The sequence below is a fragment of the Microcoleus sp. PH2017_12_PCY_D_A genome (genome assembly GCF_020738565.1).
In the GTDB taxonomy this organism is placed as follows: domain Bacteria; phylum Cyanobacteriota; class Cyanobacteriia; order Cyanobacteriales; family Microcoleaceae; genus Microcoleus.
Genome location: NZ_JAEQCI010000178.1, coordinates 1 through 8195, shown reverse-complemented (window position 1 = coordinate 8195; position 8195 = coordinate 1). Strand labels below are relative to the sequence as shown.

Sequence of the window (8195 nt, the reverse complement as noted above, 5' to 3'; positions counted from 1 at the left end):
CCTGAATACAGGTTCGTAGTGAGGACTTTAGTCCGCAAAAAAAAGAGGAATCAACTCCTGAATACAGGTTCGTAGTGAGGACTTTAGTCCGCAAAAAAAGAGAGGACTTCAGTCCTTACTACGAACCAATTTTTAGAAAAGATAGGACAGGTTCGCAGTGAGGACTTTAGTCCGCAAAAAAAAGAAAGGACTGAAGTCCGAACGATCGAACCAAGTTTTGGAAAAGAAAGGACTGAAGTCCGAACGATCGAACCAAGTTTTGGAAAAAAGAGGACTGAAGTCCGAACGATCGAACCAATTTTTGATTACATAAATCCGTGTTCGGCTAAGAATTCGGGTGTAATTGTTCCTAAACTGTTGATGGCGGGGGTTTCTTCCCAAGGTTCGGGATGCTGTTCCCGGCCGCTGCGGAGAAATTTTGCTACGTATTTGCCGAGTATGTCTGCTTCTAAATTAACTAAACTTCCCGGCTGCAAATAGCTGAGGTTTGTCTCGGAAAAACTGTGGGGAATTACGGCTATTTCAAACCAATTTCCGTCTCCATCGCAATCTGCTACGGTGAGGCTGATGCCGTTGACGGCGATGCTACCTTTGGAAACGATGTATGGTGCGATTTGACGCTGCCATCCCGAATTGGCTGTTGGTGGGGCTGCAAATCTCATCTCCCATGCGTTGGCGGTTTGGGTGGATGTGGCTAAAGTGCCGATCGCATCTACGTGTCCCGTCACAAAATGTCCCCCCAATTTGCTACCGGCGCGCAGGGAACTTTCTAGGTTGACCCAAGCATCGGGGAATGCTCCCAAAGTAGTGCGGCGTAGGGTTTCCGGGGAAGCGATGGCGACAAAACCTTGGGGTAGAACTTCTACTACCGTCAAACAAACTCCATCCACTGCTACGCTATCGCCAATGGCTAAATCTTGTAAAATCTGATAGGAGTTGCTTGAGGTGCAGGAAATTTGGAAGTAATCGTTGCCTAGCGATTTCAGCTTTCCGAGAGATTGAATCAGTCCTGTAAACATAGTTATTTTTTCTTAGTCGATCGCTTATTTACATGAAACCACAGTCACAAACCAGACGCAGCAGCTTTGACTGTCGCCTCTCCTCCCGAGTCAATCTAAAATCTCAAATCTAAAATCGATCGAGGTATAGTTCCAAAAAACCCAGACAATTTTTGTAATACTGGATTCAGGTCATCTATATGTCCGAGTTCTCTACCGCTTTACGGTTTCTTAATTCTATGAGGCCGATCGAATGATTGAAATGAAAGTCGCTGGAATTGCCTTAGATGCAGCCACGCGCAGCCCTATTGTCCTATTGAGAGACGCTACTGAGCGACGCGCTTTGCCTATTTATATCGGTCAGGAGCAGGCAAAGGCTATTATTAGCGCTCTAGAAGGCCACAAGCCTCCTCGACCTTTAACTCACGATTTGATGGTCAATTTCCTAGAGGCCTGGAGTCTTACCTTGGAGCGCATAGTGATTCACTCGCTGCAAGATAACACGTTCTATGCCGTGCTGATTGTCCGTCAGGGTGAAGTGAAAAAAGAGATCGATGCCCGTCCCAGCGACGCGATCGCCATAGCTCTGCGGACGAATAGCCCCATCTGGGTGATGGAAGAAGTCGTCGCCGATGCTTCCATACCGGTCGATCGAGATGCTGATGAGGCCGAACGCCGGGCCTTTCGCGAATTTATCTCAAACCTCCGCCCGGAGGATTTGATCAAGAGAAGCGGCTTGGGCCAAGGCGAAACTTCGTCGTAACATTTATGCGCTATCGACGGTTTGGCAAAACGGAGTTGTACCTGTCCGTATTTTCCTTGGGAACTATGCGCTATTTGGCTTCTGAGGAAATTGCCTGCCAGACTGTACGGCAGGCTGTATCTCAGGGAATCAATCACCTGGAAACGGCGGCGGGTTACGGTTGCAGCGAGGAATATCTCGGCGCGGCCCTAGCGGGGTTGCCTGTCGGTCGATCGCGCTTCCACGTCACTACGAAAATCCCCCCAACGGACGATGCTGCTGCAATGGAACGCTCCATCGACTCGTCTCTCAAACGCCTGAATTTAGACTATATCGATTGTCTGGCAATTCACGGTTTGAATACTTGGGAACATTTGGCGATGGTGCGATCGCCCGCAGGCTGCAGGTCAGCTGTACGCAAAGCCTTGGCTGACGGCAGAATTCGGCACGTCGGTTTCTCGACTCACGGGCCTGTGGATCTGATTTTGGCAGCCATTAATACCGATTTATTTGAATTTGTCAATCTGCATTATTACTATTTTTTTCAGCGCAACGCCCCGGCAGTTGAACTCGCCAAGCACAAAGATATGGGCGTTTTCATCATTTCTCCGGCAGACAAAGGAGGGCAACTCTACACGCCCCCGGAAACTCTGACACAATTATGCTCGCCTTTCTCGCCCTTAGAGTTGAACTATCGGTTTTTACTGAGCGATACTAGAATTGGGACTCTGAGTGTGGGGCCTGCAAATCCGACAGAATTAGAGCAACCTCTAAAATATGCCGATCGCGACTTTCCCCTCACCCAGGCCGAAATCGCTGCGTTTGTCAGGCTAGAATCGGTGATTGCCGATCGTTTGAAAACCGACAAATGCAGCCAGTGCTATGCCTGTTTGCCTTGCCCGGAAAACATCAACATTCCCGAAGTATTGCGGCTGCGAAATCTCGCCGTCGGGTGCGACATGACTGAGTTTGGCAAATACCGCTATGCTATGTTGGAAAATGCCGGACATTGGTTTCCTGGAAGCAAAGGCAACCGCTGCACCGATTGCGGCGAATGTTTGCCCCGGTGTCCCGAAGAGTTGGACATCCCAACTTTGCTCAAAGATACTCACCAGCGACTGGCTGGCAAAGCCGGCAGGCGGTTGTGGGATTGAAACACCAGTTGACAGTTGACAGTTGACAGCAACCTCTTCCGGTCAGTCCGAGGATTGAAGTAATGAATCGTCTTCTTTTAATTTCTCCCTGGCTTCCGGCTTTAAACCAATTCTTTCTGGTAAAAAAACTAAATAACAAAATCTGGTTGAAGAGCCAGAAACTTTATTTCTATGACAATACCCCAGTTATTTTATTACTTTCTTCGAGCCAGCGAGAGCCAAGATTTTTCTGATGGGTGATTAACGGAACTCTCTCTAAAATCTCTACTTCCAAATCTCAACTTGATACTTCCAGATTAATATCCCGTGTCATCTACAAACGATTCAGCATCTACTACTATGGCTCAAACTCAGTTAAACGACAGCCAGCAAAATTGTTCGCAACCTACTAATTTTGCGACTTCCGAAACAAAATTGAAAGCAGTTTTCAGGCCTTCCACCTACAACTTGTCTGTCACCCGAAAACAATTAATTGGACTGCTGGCCTTACAAACTATCTTGCCAGTGGGATTAACGGGAGCAGGACTTTGGCTAACATCGACTGTTGGAAGCAGCGAACTGCAAAATCAAGCTAAATCTGAACTGAGCCTTAGTGAAAGTAACTACAATCTTCAACTCGATCGCGCTGCCGACCGTTTGCAAAACTCCTCTGATAGCAAAACGATCGCCCAAATAGCTTCAGCTTATAACAGCGGTAAAAATATATCAAATTTGCGACCTGTCAAGCAGATTTTGGAAAATCAAGTTAAAACAGGGGAAATAGACAGTGCTGCCTTAGTGGGAAAAAACGGGCAGATTGTGGTTAACGTCAACCCCAACCTCAAGGAAAAAAGTGTTAACCTGCAAAAAATAGTCGATCGAGTATTCGCAGCAAAAAAGCCAATAACCGCCAGCAAAATTATTGCCAAATCGGAACTTCAGAAACAATTGGTATCTTTGCCGCGCGCTGCGGGAGACGGTAGTGTCCTCGTCCGCTACACAGCAACTCCGGTAAACGATCCCAAAACTAAGACGGTGATTGGTGTCTTAGTGTTAGAAAAAATTTTGAGCCAAACGACGGCAGTTGCTAGCAGCGAAACCATCAATTTACAAAGTGGCGGATATCGCGCTATCTACTCCGTCCCAACTGACGGCAAATTTGTGTTGGCAAGTTCGCAAATATTTACCAAAAATCAAAAGTTGCCAGATTTGCTGGCAGACAAATCGCTGCTGAAATCGGCACTCGCAGCCGCCGGCAAACCAGTCGCCCAACAAATGCAAATAGGCAGTAAAACTTATACAGTAGCGGCTAAATCTCTGGACAATTTAGCTGGAAAACCCGCAGCAATTTTAGTGCGGGGAATGCCACAAACCGATCTCGCAACCTGGTGGGGCAATAATTGGCTGCTGGTACTGTCTGCTGCTGCTGTCGCCCCCGTCGCTTTGGCAGTTGCAGTCACCAGGCGGATTGCTAAACCCGCTAACTCAGATTTATCAACAGCAGACGGGAATTGGGCATCTAATTCGGGCCCGGAAGAGAAGCAATCGGAAAATTTAAATTTGGGCGATCGCCCCGGTTTATTCCCGAAAAAACCGAATTTAGAAAGTCAATTAGCGATGGATTTTGAGTATGGAAATTGTGCGGGCGATCGCGCGCCGATCGCAAATCCCGAAATCTCGCTAACTGTCCCAACCTTAGAAGTGGCTGCCAACTGGGGATCGAACCACCCACAGCCGACAAGTACAGAACTAGCAAAAAGCTCGATCGCCTTAAATCAAGTCCAAGAAGCTTGGCAAGACTTAAATCGCCTCCACTTGCAATTGCAGCGAGAAATACTCGAACGCCAAAATGCTCAAACAGCCCTGCGCCAGAGCGAAGAACTGCTGCAAGCGATTTTAGACAACTCCACAGCCATGATTCACATCAAAGATGTTGAGGGAAAATACCTGCTCACCAACAGGCATTTTGACAATTTGTTCCACATGGCAAAAGAGCAAATAACAGGCAAAACCGACGGCGATATTTTTCCAGAAGACAAAGCAGCAGCGTTGCGAGAAAACGACCTGAAAGTTATCGAAACCTGTTCGCCCCTAGGCATTGAAGAAGTCATCCCTCAAGACGACGGAGTACACACTTATCTGTCTCTCAAATTTCCCCTCTGCAATTCCGAAGGTAGAGCTTATGCAGTCGGTACAATTTCTACGGATGTGAGCGATCGCAAAAAAGCCGAACTCACCCTAGAAAAAGCCAAAGTAGAACTAGAAATAGAAGTCGAACAACGCACGGCATTCCTCAAACAAGCCAACCAACTCTTGCAGTTTGAACTCGCTGCAAAAATCCGCGGCGCCATCACCGTCAGACAAATGACGGCTCAAGTAGCCCGACACGCCAGAACCGTTGACGGAATTCTCGGCGCTTCCCTCGACCTAATTTTTCTAGTCGATCGATCGGGAAGGTACACTTACGTCAGCCGTACCGCCGCCCAAGCTGCCGGCATGAACCCCAGAGAAATGATTCGCAAAACCTGGCAGGAATTGGGCTGGCCCCCAAACATTATGCAGCGGGTTCATCAAGAGTGCGATCGCATATTTGTCACAGCCGAACCCGCCAAAGGCGAAGTAATCGTCCCCACCGCAGCCTGGGGAACCCGCGACTACGAATACATTCTCAGCCCGGTTTGCGCCACAGACGGCAGTGTGGAAGCAGTGGTGGCGACGCTGCGGGATATTACGGATCGCAAAGACGCCGAAGAAGCGTGGCAGTTAGCCAAAGAAGCTGCCGAGCTCGCCAACCGCGCCAAGAGTGCTTTTCTGGCAAACATGAGCCACGAGTTGCGAACTCCCCTGAACGCAATTATCGGCTACAGCGATATGCTGGTGGAAGATGCCGAGGAGTTGGGGAATTTAGAAGTAGTTTCGGATTTAGACAAAATTCGGACTGCTGGGAAACACTTGCTGCAACTGATTGACGACATTCTCGACATTTCCAAAATTGAAGCTGACAAGATGGAGATTTATCTCGAAAGCTTCGATGTTGGCGGCCTCATCGAGGAGGTGGCGACAACTGTCAAACCGCTAATGGAGAAAAACGGTAATACTTTGCAAGTATTGAGTGCCGAGAATATCGGCGCCATGCACGGCGATTTGATGAAAGTGCGGCAGGTAATTCTGAATTTGCTGAGCAATGCTGCTAAGTTTTCTGCTAATGGGGCGATCGTACTTACTGTCGAAAGAATTACTAGCGAAGAATTAAAAAATAAATATCAACCGCGAGTTGTTCAAATGTTAATTTTGGATGCTGAATATTTAGTTTTTCGAGTGACGGACACGGGGATCGGCATGACAAAAGAACAGCAAGAGCGACTTTTCCAACCTTTCACCCAAGCGGACAATTCTACTACTCGCAAGTACGGCGGCACGGGTTTGGGATTGACTATCAGCCAGCGTTTTTGTCAGATGATGGGCGGCGATATTGAAGTTAGCAGCGAGTTAGATTGCGGTTCTACTTTTACGGCTTTTCTGCCTGCTTCGTTGTTTAGGCGATCGGAATTTCAATAATTTTACAGGAAAATATGTAAGAAATGGTTTACTCCGCTATTGCTAGTGGTAAGGTGCGCAGTGCGCACCCTACATAGGTTGGTTATGCGTCCAGGACTGATTTACGGGAAATAGATAAGAAATCAAACAATCATGATGAAATACGATGTTGATAGCCGCAAGAATTGCATTTTGACAAAAAGTTTATTTTTGTTCCTAATTGCCAGTTCTGCGTGCATCAAAACCTTGCTGTGGGGACAATCTGCGGCGTTTTCCCAGCAGCCGGTTTGCCCGACTGGAGACGCTGCCAATTTCCCGGCGCCGCCGCTTTCGCAAGCCGAAAAGAGCACGCCGAGTCTGTGGTTGGCTCAAAAACAGTTTGGTGGCAAATTGCTCGATCGCTGGTTTGTCGATCGCAGCAACACATGGGTTATCGTCATCGTCAACCGCCAACTGTGGAGTTTGCTCGATTATATGGAGCGCTATCAGTTTGTCAACCGCTTCGGCGCAGCTTCTAGCGAGTACGGTTACAACCTGCGAGTTTGCAACCGTCAGGGGACGGCTTTGGCTGTTTATGCGTGCAAGGGCGATCGGCAAAGCTGTAAAATAGACTTAGAATCTCTGTCAAATCCCGGTCTTCGAGGCAAAATCAAAGGCTTTTAGTAGGGTGCGTCAGCAGCGAGAGATTTTTGGGATAATCGATAAATCAAGAGCTGACGCACCGTGCATTTTAGCTAATAAATGCGGTTTATAATTCGTATAAAAAAATGAAAACCCACCTTGAGCTTCCTGCTGAATTAGAACCTTTTCGCCAAGAAATTGAAAGTTCAGAAAAGCCTGTTATCAAAATCACTTACGAACGCAAGGTGACTGATTTGTGGTCAAGCAAATTTGGCGGAGTGCCTTACTTGCCGCAAGGTTACGATTTTCCCAAAGATAGTGATGGAAAATATATGCACCTTTTGGCACAACTCAATTTTGAAGAAATCTTTGCCCAAGTGCCATATTTAGCGCCTTTCCCCAAACAAGGAATTTTGCAGTTTTATATTAGTAACAACAATCTAGGTTCTTATGGAATGGATCTAGAGAAATTGGACAATCAAAAAGATTTCAAAGTATTGTACTTTTTAGAAATTGACAGAAATCATTGTCAAACAGATTTTGCTTTTTTGTTGGATATCAATGAGAGCTATTCAACTTTAAACAATCAAAAATTTAGTGCGTTGCAATTTGTTGACGAAAATAATTCTTCTCTTGATAATCCTTTGATCGATTGTATTTATGAACATTATTCTTCACCTTTAAAGCACCAAGATGTGAATAATTCTCAAGAATGTTTGGCTTTACAGTTTAGTCCTGACAATGAGTGGGTTTGCCCAGAAGACTATCAAATTAATAACATTTTTGAAGAACAAAAAGTTAAACAATTCTTTGAGGTAATGAGTGCAGATAATTACAAAGTATTTGATTGGTATTATGCTAATTTATACGAAATTCACCATAAAATAGGGGGATACGCCTACTTTACGCAAACTGACCCTCGTGAGTATACTCCGCAATACCAAGACCATAAAGTTGTACTCTTACACATGATTAGTGATGATGAATTTTGTTGGGGTGATGGTGGAGTAGGCAACTTTTTGATTCGTGCTGAGGACTTAGAAAAATTAGATTTTTCTCAGGTGATTTATAACCCACATTCCGCAGATATTCGATCGGATTTAATTTCAAAAGAATTCAGAATTCTCAAAACCTCAAATAATTGCTCTGCAATCATTTGAGGCT

At 46.2% G+C, this 8195-nt stretch carries 6 protein-coding genes; 5 read left to right on the top strand and 1 reads right to left on the bottom strand.

Annotated features, from left to right (window positions below):
• Positions 1 to 305: 305 nt before the first annotated feature.
• The gene (gene ribE / locus JGK39_RS31280) at positions 306 to 1019 is read right to left on the bottom strand and encodes a riboflavin synthase (protein WP_293249159.1); all 714 of its coding nucleotides are present in this window, start codon (positions 1017 to 1019) and stop codon (positions 306 to 308) included.
• Between the two features lie 232 nt (positions 1020 to 1251).
• Between ribE and JGK39_RS31275 the strand changes: the two genes are divergently transcribed.
• The 5 genes from JGK39_RS31275 (at position 1252) to JGK39_RS31255 (ending at position 8191) form a co-directional block, all read left to right on the top strand.
• Positions 1252 to 1761 carry a bifunctional nuclease family protein gene (locus tag JGK39_RS31275; RefSeq protein WP_293249156.1) on the top strand — a complete coding sequence of 170 codons (510 nt, stop codon included), beginning with the start codon at positions 1252 to 1254 and terminating at the stop codon, positions 1759 to 1761.
• Positions 1762 to 1766: 5 nt separating this feature from the next.
• Complete coding sequence (locus JGK39_RS31270; RefSeq protein ID WP_293249153.1) at positions 1767 to 2894, top strand: aldo/keto reductase; 1128 nt, start codon at positions 1767 to 1769, stop codon at positions 2892 to 2894.
• 306 nt (positions 2895 to 3200) lie between these two features.
• Positions 3201 to 6431, top strand: a complete 3231-nt coding sequence (locus JGK39_RS31265) for a PAS domain-containing protein (protein WP_293249150.1) — start codon at positions 3201 to 3203, stop codon at positions 6429 to 6431.
• Between the two features lie 132 nt (positions 6432 to 6563).
• The gene (locus JGK39_RS31260; RefSeq protein WP_293249147.1) at positions 6564 to 7073 is read left to right on the top strand and encodes a hypothetical protein; all 510 of its coding nucleotides are present in this window, start codon (positions 6564 to 6566) and stop codon (positions 7071 to 7073) included.
• Between the two features lie 104 nt (positions 7074 to 7177).
• Entirely contained in the window at positions 7178 to 8191 is a 1014-nt protein-coding gene (locus JGK39_RS31255) for a YwqG family protein (protein WP_293298704.1), read from the top strand.
• Positions 8192 to 8195: the final 4 nt, after the last annotated feature.